Raw genomic sequence first — 16,330 nt, 5'->3', positions numbered from 1 at the left:
CGAGGACTTTCGATTTTCGGACAACGCGCAATGAGAGGGGCGCAGCGGTGTCGAGGCTTCAGGGCTGGCGGCTTCGTTCCGGCGATCCATCCACGACCGCCTCGCTCAATGTGCCGCCCGGATCGAAGCCGGTGGGCGGCGCACCCAGTTCGCGGCGGAACATATCGCTGAAGCTGCTCGGCTGGAACCCGAGCGAGCGCGCGATGCTGCTGACCGGGCGTCCCTGCGCGAGTGCCGACAAGGCCACCGCCAGTTGCACCTGGCGCCGCCATTCGGCAAAGCCGACACCCAGTTCACGCCTGAATAGCCGCGCAAGCGTGCGCACGCTCGCGCCGACCGATGCCGCATGCTGCTCGAAGCTGATCGCGATCGATGGGTTGTCGATCACCGCGCGGCACAGCGCTTCGAGCCGCCGGTCCGACGCGTCGGGCAGCGCGATGCGCAGCGACGAGCGCCGCGCGTGCGCGAGCTCCAGCATCGCGAGACGATAGGCGGCGTCCAGATAGGTTTGATCGCGCGCGCGAGTGCGCTCGTGTTCGGCGATCGACGTGATCAGTTCGCGCAGCAAGCCGTTGACCTCGAACACATCGCTGCGCCGGCTCAGATGACCGACATTGCGCTCGTGCAGATAGAGATTGCGCATCTCCACTTCGCTCATCATGTGGATCGAGTGGAGCGTGCCGGCCGGCAGCCAGACCGCGCGCTGCGGCGGCACGACTAGCGCTTCGCGGCCGACTTCGACCCACATCACGCCCGACACCGCGTACAGCACCTGGGCCCACGTGTGCGAGTGCGGGTCGATGTGCAGGCCGCGCGGATAGTAACGCGCGAGCGAGCTGGCGTCGGCTTCGTCGTGGAGTTCGGGTGGGCGGGCTTTGGGCACGGCGGGTCGGGTGGCGCTAACAGGATCCCGGACCTGGCTGGCCCGTGTGCGAAGCATAGCGCGAGGCGCGGGTCACCGCAGAGTCGCGTGCCGCAGCGATTGCGGCAGCGGCAGCGCGTTGCGCTTGAGGCAAGCACTAACTCTTTTCGCATGACACGCAGCAACGCTCCGGTTAGCGGCGAGCAGCCGCCCGCTTTGCGTGTACTACCAAGAGTCTCAGGTGCGATGCCCCATCACCACCAGCAACACCGACAACGTCACCACCGATCCCACCGTCGACAACAAAATCGTCCGCGACGTGATATGCGCTTCGCGCTCGTAGAACTCCGCGAGCATGAACGGACCGGTGCCGGTAGGCAGCGCGGCCAGCACGACCGCCATCTCGACGAGCATCGGCGAGAGCCCGAAGACACGCGCCGCGAGCCACCATGCGAGCGCGGGCTGCACCAGCAGCTTGACGCCGGTCAGCAGCAGCGAGATGCCGCCCGCGCCGGCTTCGGTCGGCCGCTTCTCCGCGAGAAACAGGCCGAGGCTCACCAGCGCGCACGGACTCGCCGCGCCGGCCAGCAGCTTCAGAAACGTTTCCGCGCTGGCAGGCAACGCGACGTGCAAGCTGGCAAACACCACGCCCGCCAGCGGCGCTACGATCAGCGGATTTCTCGCGAGCGAGCGCAGCACTTTCAAACCCAGCTTGTGCGGCGTGCGCTCGGTCTGCAAGCCGATTTCGATCAGCACGATCGCAAACGCGAACAGCACGCACGCGACGAGGATCGTCGCAATCGTGGTCGGCGTCAGGCTCGCCTGACCGAAGGCGATCATGCCGAGCGGGAAGCCGATGTAGCCCGTGTTCGGATACGACGCGGCAATCGCATCGACGCTGGCGTCGGCGAGATGGCGGCCGCCGAGCAAACGCGTCGCGAGGATGAACACGAACACGCCGACGCACGCAATCGAAAACGTCGCGACGAAGGCCGGCTGGTACAACTGCCGCCAGGTGGCGTGCGCCATCGTGTCGAACAGCAACGCGGGCAGCGCGAGCCAGACCACGAAGCGGTTCAGTTCCGACGCCGAATTCGGGCCGAGCACGCCGCGCCGGCGGCACGCAAAGCCCGCGAAAATCAGGCCGAAGACGGGAAGCAGAATCTCGAGGGTGGCTAACATCGGGGCAAGAAGTGCAAGCGGACAGGACGACCCGCCAGCGTAGTGGCTTGCGTTGATACAATCCAATACTGTTTTATCGCTTCGACGATACCTTTTTTGCATCGTCATCCGATGGGGAGTGCATCGTGATCGACATCAAGCCGCTGCGTTACTTCGTCACGCTCGCCGAGACGCGGCATTTCGGCCGCGCGGCGGCGCGGCTGAATCTGTCGCAGCCACCGTTGAGCCGGCAACTGGCGACGCTGGAGGCGAGCCTCGGCGTCACGCTGATCGAGCGCAGCCCGCGCAGTGTGACGTTGACCGCGGCCGGCGAACGCTTTTACGCCGACGCGAAAGCGATTCTCGCGGCGGTGGAACAGGCGGTCAGCAACGCGCAAGCCGCCGCGCACGGCGACGCAGGCAAGCTCTCGATCGGCTTCACGATGTGTTCGGCGTACAGCGTCGTGCCCGGCTATGCGCGGGTGTTCGGCGCCGCGTATCCGGAGGTCGCGTTGAATCTGCGTGAAGTCGTATCGAACGATCTCGCCGCGCAGGTGCTCGCCGGTCAGATCGACGCGGCCATCATGTTCCCGAACGTGCCCGACAAGGGGCTCGCCACCCGCACGATTCTCCGCGAGCCGCTGTGTGTCGCGCTCTCGCGCAGCCATCCGCGCGCTCGCTCGCGGCGTCTGAAGATCGGGCAACTGGCGGGCGAGCCGTTCGTGCTCGCGTCCGAGGAAGTCGCGCCGAGTCTGCGCGCGGCGATTCTCGACCATTGCCGCTCGGGCGGCTACGAACCGGATATCCGCTTCGAAGTGCAATTGCAGCAGACCGTGCTGAATCTCGTCGATGAAGGCGTGGGCGTCGCGCTGGTGCCCGCGTCGATGCGCAAGGCGCAACTCGCGGGCGTGGTATTCAGGCCGCTGGTCGATGCACCGCAGATCGAGCAGGTGCTGGCGTGGTCGCCGTCGAATCGCAATCCGTGTCTCGCGCGCTTTCTCGAACTGGCGTGAAGGCCGAGGTCAGGGGCTGGCGAGCGGGTTGACGGGGGCTCCATCGTCCTCTGGATAGCGCAGCGCGTCCTGCTTGATGCGGCGGCGCAGCCAGAAAGTCCAGAGGGTCAGGCCGGCGTAGACGCCGTAACGCAGCATGTTGGATGCGAGAGCCGAGCGTGGATCATTCGGCCATTGCCAGACGACCGCAACACGCAGGATGTTCTCGCCAATCATGCCGACGCCCCACACGAGCGTCATCAGGCGGATATAGGCGGCGAGCGTGGGTCGTTCGCGCCAATGTCTTTCGAAGCTCTCGGCGCTGCGATGATCTTCGCGCGACATCGTCGAGCGGGCCAGATAGAACACGAGCGGTCGCCGCAGCCCGAGCGACGCGAGGAACGACGCGCCGATCATGCCCGACACCATCGGGTCTTCGATCGACTGCATGCGCGCATCACCGCCGGCGAGTCTGGCAAGCACCGACAGCACGATGCCGGCCAGCACGAGCGCGCTGAGCGCGTCGAAATGGCGGTAGCGCAGCAGGTCCCAACTCATCCACGCGATCAGCGGCACAGCCGACGCAAGCAGCGCGCCGAGCTGGCTCCCATGTGGCAACGCAAGGCGGTACGCGAGCCAGGGTAGGACGACGTTGACGAGCAGTGCGCTGAGGTAGCGCAGGCGGGGTTTCATCGGCTGGGCGGCGGCGAGGGCAGCAAGGAGCGCGAGTCGCGCATGCCGTAGCCGACGCGTTGACTGCGCCGACGTGGCCGCGCTGACTCGCGCAAACATATCCGGGCAGTGTAGGGCGAAGTCGCGGCGCATGCCACGGGTTGCGGTGCGCGGCGAATGCAATGTGCGCACCTCGCCACGCCGGCATCACCACCGCGCGCTCACTTCACGCCGCCGCCCTCTGCCGCGCAACCAAATCGACCAGTCGCTCAATCTGCCGACCTTGCGCATCGAAATTGCCGGCGTCGAGCCAACGCGTATAGCTCGAACGCAGCGTAGGCCATTCACTGTCGATGATCGAAAACCACGCGGTATCGCGATTGCGTTCGCGATACACGATCGCCTGACGGAAGATCCCTTCGAACGTGAAGCCATAGCGCAATGCAGCCACGCGCGACGGCTCGTTCAACGAATCGCACTTCCATTCGAAGCGCCGATAGCCCAGCTTGTCGAACACCTCGTTCATCAGCAGGAACATCGCTTCAGTGGCGATGCGCGTGCGCTTCAGGCGCGGCGAATACGTGACGTGGCCGACTTCGATCACGCCGTTCGCAGGGTCGATGCGCATCAGCGCCAGCGTGCCGACCGCCTTGCCGCTCGCCAGATCGATCGCCGCATAGTGCAGCGGGTCGGCGGACGCGGCGGCGCGCGTCAGATGCTCGCGGTAGGACGCGAGGCTGTCGAACGGACCGACCGCCAGATAGGTCCAGTCGCGGCCATCGGACGCCGATCTGTACGCGTCGTACAGATCGCCGGCATGACGCTCGACGTCGACCGGTTCGATCCGGCAATAGCGGCCCGTCAGCGGTTCGCGGCCGGGCGGCCGGGCACCGTTCCAGCCCGGCACGGGCGCGCCGATCGGTTGGTCGAACGCATTGCGTCTGGGTTCCATGGCTGCTCTCCTGTCGTTCGTGAAGTTCGTGAATGATCGTCGATGTGTGGAACGATACGGCAATCGTGGTATGTTCAAAAGATCCACGATTAGCCCATTCGATAGGTCCAGCCGCCATGATCGAGATCATCGGTCCGCTCGTCCATGCGCCCGCAGTGGCGCCCGTCGCCTCTGGCGGCGCGAAGCCCGCGCCGCTGCAAAAGCAGCTGATCGAGCGTTTGCAGCAAGCGATCCTCGCCGGGCGTCTGCCCGCCGGGTCGCTCTTGCCGTCGTCGCGTTCGCTGGCGGCGGAGATGGGCGTGTCGCGCAACACGGTAGTGATCGCTTATGAGCACCTGGCCGCCGTCGGCTACGTGGTCGCCGATAAAAAGGGCACGCGCGTGAGTCCGCTGTCCAGCCCGGCCGCGCGTGGTGAGCCGCCGGTTCAGCCCGCGCTGCGCGAGGTCGTCTACGCAGCGCGCGTCGGGCAGTTCGCCGCGACCCGCACGCATGCCGACAACACCTTCGCGCTGACCCCCGGCACGCCCGCGCTGGATCGCTTCCCGCTCGGCGCCTGGCGGCGCGCGCTCGAACGTTCGATGGACCAGGCGTTGCCGCTCGCGCTCGGCTACGGCACGCCGGCGGGCGAGCCGGCGTTGCGCGATGCGATCGCCGCGCATCTGCGGATGGCGCGCGGCGTGCGCTGCGAGGGCTCGCAGGTGGTGATCACCGAGGGCGCGCAGGAGGCGTTGAATCTGTGCGTGCGCCTCTTCACGAATCCGGGCGATGTCGCATGGGTCGAGGACCCGGGTTATCGCGGCGCGAAGGCCGCTTTCAACCTTGGCGATCTGACCACGCTGCCGATCCCCGTCGACGCCGAAGGCATGGCCGCGCCGTCCGGCGCATGGCGCGCCCATCCACCGAGGCTGCTCTACACGTCGCCCGCGCATCAGTACCCGACGGGCGCGGTGCTGTCGGTGGCGCGCCGTCTGGAGTTGATCGCGCAGGCACGGCGCTGCGGCGCGTGGCTGATCGAGGACGACTACGACGGCGAATTCCGCCACACCGGCGAGCCGATCGCCAGCATGCAAGGCCTCGTCGACGATGCGCCGGTGCTGTATGTCGGCTCGTTCAGCAAGACGATGTTTCCGGCGCTGCGCATCGGCTTCGTCGTGCTGCCGCGCGCGATCGGAGCGCACGCCGCCGTCGCGTTGCAGGAGATGCTGCGCGGCGGGCATCGGCTGGAGCAGCTGGCGCTCGCGCATTTCATCGAAAGCGGCGAGTTCGGGCGACATCTCGGGCGCATGCGGCGGTTGTACCGCGAGCGCCAGCAGGCGCTGCGCGATGCGCTCACCGCGCATTTCGCGTCGGCGCAAATTCTCGGCGGCGATTGCGGCATGCATCTGACGCTGCGTTTGCCGCCGCGCCTTGCTGATCGAACCCTCGCTGAACGCGCGCGTGCCGCGAGGCTCAATCCCCGCGCACTGTCCGGCTTCGCGTTGCAGCCGCGCGCGGCAACCAACGGGCTGGTGATCGGCTACGGCAACACGCCCGCCGAGCGCCTCGCGCCCGCCATCGACACGTTGGCCGAGCTGGCGCGCGGACTGGAAGGCAAGCCGGCGCGCGGGTCGAAAGCGGCTTCGGCGGCCGTGCCGGGCGCCGCGCTGCGCGAGTAAGTTTTTACGTTTGTCCGCGCGGCCCATGTCGCGCTATCGTGTCGTTTATGCGCGGCAAGGTCGAGATGTTCGAAGTCGACGAATTGCCCGCAAGTCATACCCGGCGCACCGCACTGCAACATCGCGTGGCGGGCGGTGCCTGCCGCTGTCAGGCCCGGGTATGAAGAATGCCTTGGTTGTGTTTTCTATCACGCTTTATCCGACCGGAGACGACATGAAGGAAATCGAACCGACCCCGTGGTTTGAGCTTGCCGCGCACACGCCCGTCCGTGAAGGCTGGTACGAGGTGCAGTTGACGAGCGGGGACACGGCGTTTGCGAAATTTGGTGACGGCATCTGGACCGAGAAACCGTTGCTGGTGTTTACGCACTGGCGCGGCTTGTCCGCCGATCCATCGAAAGCTGCCGAGGGCGAGGCCGAATCCATCGGCGCCGAAGCCACCGCGGCCCAAGGCGTACGAGCCGCCTGGAACGCATTCTTCCCGGGTCTCGGCGAAGAACAGCACAAACCGCTCGACGCGGTGTCCAACGGCAAAGCGCCACATTGACAGATGCGCGGGACGGCGGCTTGCGGGCTGCCGTCCTGAAGCGCGTTTGCTCTCCCTCGTCCTCTACTTCTGCTCTTGCGCTTCGGCGGCGCGCGTCGCTGCGTCGATCGCGGCGACCAGGCCGTTTTGCGGGCTGGTCAGCGGCGTCGCGCCGCGCGTGACGCGCTCCGCCGCGCCTGCCATCGAGGCCTGCGCGAGCGCGACGATATCCGCGCCATTTGCGTAGGCGCAGTCCACCGCGGCGGCGACCGTCGCGAGATAGGCCGCCGAATCGCCTGACTTGAAAAGATCCCATGCGCCGCTGAGCCGCATGGCCGCACCCGCGCCGTCATGTCGTGACGCGGCTACAATCCCTCATCCCTTCCGACGCAAGCAAGCACCTATGAAAGTCACCCGAAAACCCGTGGCGTTGTCGCGGGCCACGCAGTTGCTCAATCATGGACCGGTCACGATCATCACCAGCGCGCACGGCGGCCGCACGAACGTGATGGCGGCGTCGTGGGCGATGCCGCTCGACTTCAACCCGCCGAAGGTGGTGGTCGTGGTGGACAGCCGCACGCTCACGCGGCAACTGATCGAAGCGAGCGGCGTATTCGGCCTGCAACTGCCGAGCCGCGGGTTCGCCGCGCAAACGCTGGCGGTGGGCAGCCACGCGGGCGCCGAACTCGACAAGTTCTCCGCGTTCGATCTCGACACGTTCCCCGCGCAAATCATCGACGTGCCGATGCTGGCCGGCTGCATCACGTGGATGGAGTGCAAGGTGATTGCGGACGAGAGCCAGCGTCACGATCTGATCATCGGCGAAGTGGTCGCCGCGTATGCGGACAGCCGCGTGTATTCGAACAACCGCTGGCACTTCGGCGACGACCCCGATCTGCGCACCTGCCATTACGTGGCCGGCGGGACCTTCTTCGCCACCGGCGATGCGTTCGAGGTCGCGCCGGTGAGCGCCGGGTCAGCGGATTGATGATCGGCAGGCGGCGCGACGTGTTCGCGCCACTGTGTCCTGCGTCAGTTGGCGCCTTCGGCAAACGCCTTCAGCGCATCGCCCGCCAACCGGTAACGCACCCATTCGCTTTGCGCGCTCGCGCCGATCGACTTATAGAAGCCGATCGCCGGTTCGTTCCAGTCGAGCACGCTCCATTCGAAGCGGCCGCAACCGGTATCGCACGCGATTTGCGCGAGGTGGCGCAGCATCTGTTTGCCTGCGCCGCTGCCGCGCGATGCCGGCGACACGTAGAGGTCTTCCAGGTAAAGCCCCTGTTTGCCGAGCCACGTGGAGTACGAAAAGAAGTAGACGCAGAAGCCTACCGGCTCGCCGTTCATTTCGCAAATGAGCGACCTGGCCGGAGCGCCGGCGCAAAACAGGCTGGCTTCGATGTCTTTGACGCCGGCGACGACTTCATGCTCGGCTTTTTCGTACACCGCGAGTTCGGTGATGAAGCGAAGAATCAACGCTGCGTCGGCGGCGGTGGCGGGGCGGATGTGAATAGTCAAGGCAACGTGCTCGATGAGTTGGATGGTTGATCGACGCCGGGCGAGGACGCGTCGGCTCGGATCGGACGTACATCGTAGCGTTTATTGCATGTTTATGGCCAGCTATGCGGGCGGCTCGTGCGCAGCATTCGCCCCGATAGCGGTTGACGCGCGCTGACAAAATCGCTTACTGTCGATCCATGGACTTCCACTCGATTCCCTTCGCTGCCGTCACCACCACCACGACCACCTTCACAGGCGGGTCGTCTGGAGGTTGCGCGCGCTAGCAGCAAGAGTCGCAGTGGCAAACCACCAAAGGCCCCGCCGGAAACGGACGGGGCCTTTGGCGTTTCTGGCTCTCCGTTTTCGGCATCCATCAACGATCCACCGGCGATTCATCGGCGAATCTGCAACGGTATTCGAGCAAACGGAGCATGACTGTGAACGACATCGACCATCGTGTACTAGGCAACAAACTCGACCTCTTCCATCAACAAGAGGAAGGCGCCGGCATGGTGTTCTGGCATCCGCGCGGCTGGGCGTTATATTGCGTGCTGGAAGATTATGTGCGCGCCCGCATGCGTCGTGCGGGTTTTCGCGAGATTCGCACGCCGCAGTTGCTGGCGCGCTCGCTGTGGGAGAAGAGCGGTCACTGGGATAAGTTCGGCGCGGCGATGTACTCCCTCTCTGACGCCGAAGAAGGGCGCGCGCTCTGCCTGAAACCGATGAGCTGTCCTTGCCATGTGCAGGTGTTCAATCAGCGCGTGCGTTCATACCGCGAGTTGCCGGTTCGCTATAGCGAGTTCGGCGCCTGTCATCGCGACGAACCGTCGGGGTCGCTCGAAGGACTGAAGCGCACGCGCGCTTTCGTGCAGGACGACGCGCACGTGTTCTGCGCGCACGCGCATATCGAAGCCGAAGTCGGCCGCTTTTGCTCGCTGTTGCGTTCGGTCTATGCGGACCTCGGCTTTCCTGCGTTCGAGGTCGCGCTGGCGACGCGGCCGGCTTCGCGAGCGGGCAGCGATGCAACGTGGGATCGCGCGGAACACGCTTTGGCTAATGCGGCGCGCGCGGCGGGTCTCGCATTCAACCTGCTCGAAGGCGAGGGTGCGTTTTACGGGCCGAAACTGGAGTTTCATCTGACGGACAGCCGCGCGCGGCGCTGGCAATGCGGCACGATCCAGCTCGACTTCGTGCTGCCCGAACGGCTCGACGCGGAATTCGTCAACGAGCGCAATGAGCGCGAGCGGCCCGTGATGATTCACCACGCCGTGCTGGGGAGCATGGAGCGTTTCATCGCGATGCTGCTCGAACATCACGAAGGCTGGCTGCCGGTGTGGCTCGCGCCCGAACAGGTCGTGGTGGCGACGATCAGCGACGCGAACGTGGCCTACGCGCAAGAGCTGATGCAGGCGCTCGACGATGCGGGCATCAGGGCATGCCTCGACAGCCGGCCCGAGCGGCTGGAGAAGAAGATCGTCGATGCGCGCGAGAAGCAGGTGCCGATCCTGGTCGCGTTGGGCTCACGCGATGAGCGCGATCGGACGATCAGCATTCGCCTGCGCGATGGACGGCAGTCGACGCTGGCTTTCGCGGAGGGTGTCGAGCATTTGCGGCTGGCGGCGCTGCCGCCGCCGGTGGCAGCGCGAGCGTGACGCGAGGGGCGCTTCGAGACGGCGGCGGGCGCGTCGCCGTCTCCAGGCTTCACGCCTTCAGCGGCAACCAGATCTCCACCCCGCCCATCCCACTCACCGGATCAAACTGCTCGCCATACCGCTCGAAATTCGGCGCATCCGCAGGCACGTGGCCCGACGCCGGCAGCCACTGATTCCAGATCGTATTCAACGTGCGGCGAATCGCCGAAATATGCTCGCGATGACTAAACACCGCATACTTCTGCGCGGCGATCCGCATGCGGCTTAGCTCCGCCGGCAACGCCGAAAAATCGCTGACTTCGACGCCGCACAGATAATCGAAATTGCCCGCATCGTCCGCGTTGTAGCACACGCCGTAAGCGACGCTGCCCACTTGGCCCGGCACCTTGCCGAAGTACGCGCCGAAGCGCTGCCATTGCGATGGAATCGCCATGCTGGTGTCGCACGTATAGCGCTCGCTCAGACCCGCGACGAGAAACGGCTTGCCGTCTTCGAAGCGCGGCGGCTCCAGATGCGTGAGAAGGGTTTCGTCCATTTTGATCGGCTCCACGATGGCGATGTCATCCAGCTGGCCCCGCGCGCGCAGCGCTTCGGGCGTGAGTCCGAATTGCTCGTGAAACGCGCGGGTGAATGCTTCATGAGAACCGTAACCGGCGTCGATGGCGACCGCGAGAATGTCGGGCGCGCCATCGGCGAGACGTCGCGCGGCTTCGCTCAGACGGCGCGCGCGCACGTAGCGCATCACCGAAAGTCCGGTGGCCGCTTCGAAAGCCCGCGCCAGATGAAAGCGCGACACGCACCCGCATTGGGCGATGTCGTCGAGCGTCAAATCGCCTGCAAAATGGCTTTCGATAAACCAGAGCGCTTTTCCGACCGGGTTCATATCGGCTCTCGTGTCAGCATGAAGTCAGCATAGCCAGCGGCGAGGCACCGCGTTTGATCGCGATTGCGGTTTTGCAGCGGGTTCCGCGTGACGACGCGCGGCTCAGTAGTTTTCGGTCGTCGCTTCGTCGCCGGTGGCGCGCGCAGGTTCCGACGATACCGGCACGCCATGAGCGCCCGCGCCGCCCGGCTGCCCGGGCTGCCCCGGCCGCAACAGCAAGCCGCCAAGAATGCCGGCCGCCGCAGCGAAAATCGCGCCCAACGCAAACGCCACGTGATAGCCGCTATTCAGCGCTGCCGTCGCGCTCCCCGCTGCTTGCAGCGCGTCGCTGCGCGCGGCCGCGAGACTCGCAAGCACCGCAAGCCCAAGCGCACCGCCCATCATGAACGACGTATTGACAATCCCGGACGCGAGGCCCGAATCGGCCGGATCGACGTCGCTCATCGCGGCGAGCAGCATCGGATTGAACGCGATGCCCGCGCCGACGCCGAGCAGGATCATGCCGGGCAGCACGTCGGGCACGAAGCTGCCGCCGACCGGTGCGCGTGCGAACCACGCGAGCGCGCACGCCGCCATCAGCAGACCCGCCGCCAGCGGACGGCGCAGGCCGAAGCGCATCACCACGCGCGCCGACAGGCCGAGCGAGAAAAACGCCATGATCAGATTCGACGGCAGGAACGCGAGCCCGACCTGCAACGGCCGGTAGCCGAGCACGCGCTGCAGGTACAGCGCGGAGATGAAGAACCACGCGAACATCGCCGCCGCCCACAGCACGGCGGTCACGTTCGCGATCGCGACATTGCGCAAGCGGAACAGGCCGAGCGGCATCAACGGATGCTGGACCCGCGCTTCGATCACCAGGAACGCGGCCAGCAGCACGAGCGCGGCGAACAGCAAGCCGAGCGTTTGAGCCGAGGTCCAGCCCGCTTCATTGGCGTTGACCACCGCGTAGACGGCCAGCATCAGCGACGCGGTGACCGTTACCGCGCCGGCCACGTCGAGCCGCTCGCCGTGAGCATGGCCGCGAGCGGCCGGCAGCAGCGCGACACACGCTGCGTACACGGCGACACCGATCGGCAGATTGACGAGAAAGATCCAGTGCCAGCTCAGCAGGTTGGTGAGCAGCCCGCCCAGCAGCACGCCGATACTGCCGCCGCCCGCGCAGACGAAGCCATAAACGCCCATTGCCTTCGCACGCTCGCCGGACTCGGTGAACAGATTCATGATCAGCGACAGCGATACCGCCGAGACGACCGCGCCGCCGAGTCCCTGCACGGCGCGCGCGCCGACCAGCAGGATTTGCGAGTTCGCCATCCCGCAAGCGAGCGACGCCAGCGTGAACAGCGTGATGCCGCCGAGAAACAGCTTGCGGTGACCGTACAGATCGCCGAGTCGTCCGCCGAGCAGCAGAAAGCCGCCGAAGGTCAGCATGTACGCGTTGACTACCCAGACCAGCGAGGTTTCGGTGAAACCGAGATCCGCCGCGATGGACGGCAGCGCGACGTTGACGATGGTAGTGTCGAGCACGATCATCAAGACGCCCAGGCACAGGACGATCAGCGCCAGCCAGCGTTGCCTGCCGTGAATGGAATGGGTCATGCGGGCGCTCCTGTGCCGCGCTCGCGCGGATTCAAGGGACTCGACCCGCGGCGGGACGTAAGTGCCGCCGCTTGCGGAACGCGGGCCATATGTCGAGAGCAATGGGATTCTTGAGTCTAGCATTCGCGAGTTTCGCGTCACACTACGAAACCCCGCTACGAAAGCCGCCGCGACTACGCAATCCCGCGCGGCGGGCGTCGTCAGTTGCCGTGGAGAATCTCGTACTTGCCGCCGCGTTCGAGCGCACGCTGATACGCGGGCCGCGCGTGAATGCGCTTCAGGAAGCCGGCTATCGCGGGCAACCGGCCTTCCATACCGCCGCGCGCCGTCGCGGCTTCGAGCGGGAAGCTCATCTGCACGTCGGCGGCGGTGAAGTCATTGCCGGCGAACCAGCCGGTCGCGCTCAATTCCTTGTCGATATAGCCGAGGTGCAATTTCAGTTGCGGGTCGACGAAGCTCGATTGCAACGTCGCCGCGATCTTGCGCGCGATCGGTTTGGCGAAGAACGGCATCGGCGCGCCGGCGATGCGCAGCGCCACCAGCTTGAGCAGCAGCGGCGGCATCGCCGAGCCTTCCGCGTAGTGCAGCCAGTACGTGTAGCGCAAGCGTTCCGCCGTGTCGGGCGCCGGCGCAAAACGCCCGTGACCGTACTTGCCGACCAGATACTCGACGATCGCGCCCGACTCCGCGATGGTCACGCCGTCGTCGGTAATGACGGGCGACTTGCCGAGCGGATGCACCGCGCGCAACTCGGGCGGCGCGAGCATCGTTTTCGGGTCGCGCTCGTAACGCTTGATCTCGTACGGCACGCCGAGTTCTTCAAGCAGCCACAACACGCGTTGCGAGCGGGAGTTGTTCAGATGATGGACGGTCAGCATGGGTCGATGGACGTTGGCGAGTGGAGCGTCACATCATAGGGACGTTGTGCCGAGATGTGGCTCTAGTCGCACCTCGCGTCCCTCTGACTCATGCGGCGGTTCACACGCGCGCCTTGCTGCCCATTAACTCATTCGACGGCAACGCTTCGTCGAGCAGCTTGCGCGCGCTTTCGATCCCGGCCACCGGCAGCCCTTCGGGATTCAGCAAGCCTACTTGAACCAGCACCGAAGCCTGATCCCAATAGATGTGCTCGTTGTAAAGCTTGTCGCCACGGAAGCACACCACCGCCAGCATCGGCACTTCGAAATACTTGCCGGTCGGCGCGACACCCGGCAACAGCCAGTCGATTTCACAACTATGCGTGCAACTGAAAATGAATTCGTCGACGATACGGTCCGCACCGATCGTGCGTGAAATCGGAATCAGCTTCGTATCGGGCGGATTCGAGTTGACGAAGTGGTGCGTGTAGAAGCGCTTGAGCCGGTCATGGCCGACCCCGCCGGTCATCGTCGGCACGTGGTTGACGTAGGGCTCGGCGACCATGGTCGGCATCACCGCGTCCACATCGCGCGTGGCGAACTCGTGGTAGCAGTGCGCTTCCCACAGCGCGTTCAGATCGTAGACCGGGCCGAGCACCTTGCGCAGCAGCGCGAGCGTGCGCGAGTACGCCATCATCGCGGCGGGCTTGTCGTACTGCGGCCGCGCCGGCGCGGCGAACGCGTGATCGCAACCGGGGTACACGTACTGCTCGACTTGCGCACGCGTTCCCAGCGCGGCGCTGATTCGCTCGCGCGTGGCCGGCGGACAATGCGCGTCGTTTTCGGGGAAGTGGAACACCATCGGGCAGCGCACGGCGGGCAATTCGTCCAGATATGCTTCGAGCCCCACGCCGTAGTAGCTGACCGCGCAGTCGACGTCGGTGCGCGCTGCGCTCAGGAACGCGAGCTTGCCGCCGAGGCAGTAGCCCACCGTGCCGACCTTGCCGGCCTGCTCGGGCATCGCGCGCAACGCGGCGAGGGTCGCGGCGATATCGTCGATGGCGAGATCGACGTCGAACTGACCGAGATAGCCGAGCGCCTGCTGCATGTCAGCGTCGCCGTAACCGAGTTCGATGCCCGGCTTGACGCGCCAGAACAGATCCGGCACCAGCACCACATAGCCTTCCTCGGCGTAGCGGTCGGCGGTCGCCTTCATCGTGTCGTTGATGCCGAAGATCTCCTGCAACAGCACGAGGCCTGGTCCCGACCCCTGCGCCGGACGTGCGACGTAGGCGTTGAAACGGCCGCCATCCTGGGCGACGACTTCGATGAAAGAGGCTGCCATGCGGTGTGTCTCCATGTCGAAAGCGGGTTAAGTCATCGAGCGCAGCTCGAAGCGTTTGAGCTTGCCGGTTTCGGTGCGCGGCAATGCATTGACGAACGTGATGACGCGTGGGTATTTATACGGCGCCACGCTATTTTTCACGAAATCCTGCAGTTGCGCGACCAGTTTGTCGTCCGGCTCATAACCTGGGTTGAGCACGACGAACGCCTTGACGATCTGTCCGCGAGTCTCGTCCGCCACGCCGATGACCCCGCATTCGGACACCGCTTCGTGTTGCAGCAGCACGCTCTCCACTTCGGGACCGGAAATGTTGTACCCGGCCGAAACGATCATGTCGTCGGCGCGCGCCTGGTAGAACACGTAGCCGTCCTCGTCGAGATAGACCGAATCGCCCGGCAGATTCCAGCCGTCGCGCACGAACCTCGCCTGCCGCTCGTCGGCGAGATAGCGGCAGCCGGTCGGCCCGCGCACCGCGAGTTTGCCGATCGTGCCGGGCGGCACAGGCTGCATCGCGTCGTCGACGGCCTGCACGACGTAGCCCGGCACCGCGCGGCCGATCGCGTGCGGACGAATCTGCTCGCCCTGCGCCGAAATGAAAATGTGGATCAGCTCGGTGCCGCCGATGCCGTCGATCATGTCGATGCCGGTCGCGTCACGCCACAAACGCCGCGTGGAATCCGGCAGCGCTTCTCCGGCCGACACGGTCTTCTTCAGGCTCGACATGTCATGACGCGCGACGAGCGGCGCCATTTGCCGGTAAAAGGTCGGCGCGGTGAACATGATGGTCGCGTGAAAACGTTCGACGGTTTGCAACAGCGTCTCGGGCGTTAGCTTCTCGATCAGCACCGTGGACGCGCCCACCCGCAGTGGAAAGCACAGCAGGCCGCCGAGCCCGAACGTAAACGCGAGCGGCGGCGTGCCGCAAAACACATCGCTCGACGATGGCCTGAGCACATGGCGCGGGAACAGATCGCACATCGCCAGCACGTCGCGATGAAAGTGCATGCAGCCTTTCGGCGCGCCGGTCGTGCCGCTCGTGAAGGCGATCAGGCAGACGTCGTCGGCGGCGGTGTCGCATGCGGTGAAGTGGTCGGGCTTGTTGACCGCGAGGGTGTCGAGCGAATCGGCGGCGTCGTCGTGGAACCGGCGCGTCTGCTTCAGGCACGGGCAGTAGAACTCGTCGCGAGGATCGGCGCAGCGCGCCAGTTCTTCGGTCAGGCGCGCGTCGCACAACGCCGCGCTGATCTGCGCCTTGCCGATGATCTGCTTCAGTTCCTTAGCGCGCAGCAAGGGCATGGTCGGCACCACGACCAAACCCGCCTTCAGCGCCGCGAGCGCGGCGACGGCCATCTGCAAAGTGTTCGGCCCGCGCAGCAGCACCCGGTTGCCGGGCCGCAGACCCATCTCGTCGACCAGCACGTGAGCGCTGCGATTGACGAGCCCAAGCAGTTCGCCATAGGTGGTGGCGCGCGGCGCGCCGTCCACCTCGGACCAGATCGCCGGACGGTCGCGATGACCCGCTTCGATGGTCCGTTCGAGTAGCTCGGTCGCGCAGTTCAGGCGCGCCGGATAGGCCACGTCCGGGTTGTCGAGCAGAAAAACGGGCCACTGGTCTTGCGGCGGAAGATTGTCGCGCGCGAAAGTATCGACGTGTGCTGACGGTTCCATCTCGGG

General features: G+C 65.7%; 16 protein-coding genes. 5 read left to right on the top strand and 11 right to left on the bottom strand.

Going from position 1 to position 16,330, the window contains the following annotated elements; translation table 11 throughout:
• Nucleotides 1-58 precede the first annotated feature (58 nt).
• Together FVF58_RS18605 and FVF58_RS18600 are read right to left on the bottom strand one after the other, a co-directional pair.
• Complete coding sequence (locus tag FVF58_RS18605; RefSeq protein ID WP_149671335.1) at nt 59-883, bottom strand: AraC family transcriptional regulator; 825 nt, start codon at nt 881-883, stop codon at nt 59-61.
• 216 nt (nt 884-1,099) lie between these two features.
• The gene (locus FVF58_RS18600; protein WP_149671334.1) at nt 1,100-2,044 is read right to left on the bottom strand and encodes an AEC family transporter; all 945 of its coding nucleotides are present in this window, start codon (nt 2,042-2,044) and stop codon (nt 1,100-1,102) included.
• A gap of 125 nt (nt 2,045-2,169) precedes the next feature.
• Here FVF58_RS18600 and FVF58_RS18595 point away from each other — a divergent pair, with 125 nt between their 5' ends.
• Nucleotides 2,170-3,036 (top strand): LysR family transcriptional regulator, encoded by an 867-nt coding sequence (locus FVF58_RS18595; RefSeq protein WP_149671333.1) that lies wholly within the window; start codon nt 2,170-2,172, stop codon nt 3,034-3,036.
• 9 nt (nt 3,037-3,045) lie between these two features.
• On the opposite strand, the gene FVF58_RS18590 is transcribed toward FVF58_RS18595, so the two are convergent.
• Nucleotides 3,046-3,708 (bottom strand): VC0807 family protein, encoded by a 663-nt coding sequence (locus FVF58_RS18590; RefSeq protein WP_149671332.1) that lies wholly within the window; start codon nt 3,706-3,708, stop codon nt 3,046-3,048.
• Nucleotides 3,709-3,913: 205 nt separating this feature from the next.
• Nucleotides 3,914-4,639, bottom strand: a complete 726-nt coding sequence (locus FVF58_RS18585) for a GNAT family N-acetyltransferase (RefSeq protein ID WP_149671331.1) — start codon at nt 4,637-4,639, stop codon at nt 3,914-3,916.
• A gap of 116 nt (nt 4,640-4,755) precedes the next feature.
• On the opposite strand from FVF58_RS18585, the gene pdxR reads away from it, so the two are divergent.
• Nucleotides 4,756-6,294 carry a MocR-like pyridoxine biosynthesis transcription factor PdxR gene (pdxR, locus tag FVF58_RS18580; protein ID WP_149671330.1) on the top strand — a complete coding sequence of 513 codons (1,539 nt, stop codon included), beginning with the start codon at nt 4,756-4,758 and terminating at the stop codon, nt 6,292-6,294.
• Between the two features lie 214 nt (nt 6,295-6,508).
• Complete coding sequence (locus FVF58_RS18575; protein ID WP_149671424.1) at nt 6,509-6,841, top strand: hypothetical protein; 333 nt, start codon at nt 6,509-6,511, stop codon at nt 6,839-6,841.
• 63 nt (nt 6,842-6,904) lie between these two features.
• Here FVF58_RS18575 and FVF58_RS18570 read toward each other — a convergent pair whose 3' ends face one another.
• Complete coding sequence (locus FVF58_RS18570) at nt 6,905-7,153, bottom strand: hypothetical protein (RefSeq protein WP_149671329.1); 249 nt, start codon at nt 7,151-7,153, stop codon at nt 6,905-6,907.
• Between the two features lie 70 nt (nt 7,154-7,223).
• Between FVF58_RS18570 and FVF58_RS18565 the strand changes: the two genes are divergently transcribed.
• Nucleotides 7,224-7,808, top strand: a complete 585-nt coding sequence (locus FVF58_RS18565; RefSeq protein ID WP_149671328.1) for a flavin reductase family protein — start codon at nt 7,224-7,226, stop codon at nt 7,806-7,808.
• 44 nt (nt 7,809-7,852) lie between these two features.
• On the opposite strand, the gene FVF58_RS18560 is transcribed toward FVF58_RS18565, so the two are convergent.
• Nucleotides 7,853-8,338, bottom strand: coding sequence for a GNAT family N-acetyltransferase (locus FVF58_RS18560; RefSeq protein WP_149671327.1), 486 nt, complete (start codon nt 8,336-8,338; stop codon nt 7,853-7,855).
• A 413-nt stretch (nt 8,339-8,751) separates the two neighbouring features.
• On the opposite strand from FVF58_RS18560, the gene thrS reads away from it, so the two are divergent.
• Nucleotides 8,752-9,972: a threonine--tRNA ligase gene (thrS, locus tag FVF58_RS18555; protein ID WP_149671326.1), complete on the top strand. Its 1,221-nt coding sequence runs from the start codon at nt 8,752-8,754 to the stop codon at nt 9,970-9,972.
• A 49-nt stretch (nt 9,973-10,021) separates the two neighbouring features.
• Here the strand turns inward: thrS and FVF58_RS18550 are convergent, their stop codons facing one another.
• The 5 genes from FVF58_RS18550 to FVF58_RS18530 all read right to left on the bottom strand — a co-directional run bounded on the left by FVF58_RS18550 (nt 10,022) and on the right by FVF58_RS18530 (nt 16,324).
• Entirely contained in the window at nt 10,022-10,855 is an 834-nt protein-coding gene (locus tag FVF58_RS18550) for an AraC family transcriptional regulator (protein WP_149671325.1), read from the bottom strand.
• A 102-nt stretch (nt 10,856-10,957) separates the two neighbouring features.
• Nucleotides 10,958-12,454, bottom strand: coding sequence for a DHA2 family efflux MFS transporter permease subunit (locus FVF58_RS18545; RefSeq protein WP_149671324.1), 1,497 nt, complete (start codon nt 12,452-12,454; stop codon nt 10,958-10,960).
• A gap of 200 nt (nt 12,455-12,654) precedes the next feature.
• Nucleotides 12,655-13,332 (bottom strand): glutathione S-transferase, encoded by a 678-nt coding sequence (locus FVF58_RS18540; RefSeq protein ID WP_149671323.1) that lies wholly within the window; start codon nt 13,330-13,332, stop codon nt 12,655-12,657.
• Between the two features lie 100 nt (nt 13,333-13,432).
• Complete coding sequence (locus FVF58_RS18535; RefSeq protein ID WP_149671322.1) at nt 13,433-14,656, bottom strand: dienelactone hydrolase family protein; 1,224 nt, start codon at nt 14,654-14,656, stop codon at nt 13,433-13,435.
• A gap of 27 nt (nt 14,657-14,683) precedes the next feature.
• Entirely contained in the window at nt 14,684-16,324 is a 1,641-nt protein-coding gene (locus tag FVF58_RS18530; protein WP_149671321.1) for an AMP-binding protein, read from the bottom strand.
• Nucleotides 16,325-16,330 lie beyond the last annotated feature (6 nt).

Source organism: Paraburkholderia panacisoli, from assembly GCF_008369935.1.
Lineage (GTDB): Bacteria > Pseudomonadota > Gammaproteobacteria > Burkholderiales > Burkholderiaceae > Paraburkholderia > Paraburkholderia panacisoli.
Note: the sequence above shows the minus strand (reverse complement) of the source record. Positions and strands in the feature narration are given on the sequence as shown.